The sequence below is a fragment of the Neisseria sp. P0021.S007 genome (genome assembly GCF_051956855.1).
In genome coordinates this window covers 1-974 of sequence record NZ_JBQCXA010000191.1, presented here as the reverse complement: position 1 = coordinate 974, position 974 = coordinate 1, and the positions used below count along the sequence as shown (strand labels likewise).

The window sequence follows — 974 nt, the reverse complement described above, 5'->3', positions numbered from 1 at the left end:
GTATGGAACGAAACCACACAGACGTGGAACGCGGTGGCGGAATTCGCCAAAGCGCATAAGACAACGACTTCATCAGGCATAGGCGGCATCGTTGCCTCCGTAGGCGTGCGCTTCGCGTTTACCGCCATCATGTCCGGCCTGCTGCTCGCCAGCGGTCAAGTCATGGCTGCAGCAAATAACGGTAAAACCCTTGCCAATGGCAAAGCAGTCACTGCGGCTGCCGAAGGTGCCGACTACAACACCTGCTATTTCGATACTACCAGCTACAACGTGGTCTGCGGCGATGATACGACGACTGCGTTAGATTTCATTCCTCAAGACGGCGGACAACCTTCAAAACAAGGTAAATCTGTCTCCATCGGACAAGGAACCCAAACCAGCGGAGAAAGTAACGTCGCTATCGGTCCGAATTCGGCTACTGCCGAAACCGGCTCTATTGCCATCGGTTCTTCCGCCAATGCTGCCAAAAACCAGACTATTGCCATCGGTCAAGGTGCGGCAACGAAAGGTCAGGCTGACATTGCTATCGGTAAAGGTGCGGGTCCCGGTTCCAGTTCTGCAAACGGGCGAAACATCGCTATCGGTGAAAATGCGTTACAAAGCAGCACGAACAGCGATAACGTGATCGCCATCGGTACCAACGCAGGCAGTGGCAGTGACAGTACCCAGTCCATTTACATCGGTAATGGCGCAAACGGTATGGAAACTAAAAACGTCGCTATCGGTAACTTGGCGAAAACCAAAAGCGGCAGTGTCGGTATCGGTGACTCTTCAAATGCGCAAGGCAGATCATCTGTTGCCATCGGTACCAGCGCCACTGTTACTGAAGCAGCAGGTAACGGTATTTCCATCGGTTTCAATTCCAATACTTCGGGTATGAGCGCCGTAGCCATCGGTGGTGCGAGTACCGTTGGCAAGGGTGCGAATGCATCAGGTGCAGCCAGCCTTGCGATTATGAGTACTGCCATTGCTAC

The 974-nt window shown here is 53.2% G+C and carries 1 pseudogene; it reads left to right on the top strand.

What is annotated here, in order from left to right:
- Nucleotides 1–33 precede the first annotated feature (33 nt).
- Nucleotides 34–974, top strand: a pseudogene (locus tag ACTHUR_RS12130) (hypothetical protein); the annotation flags it as partial.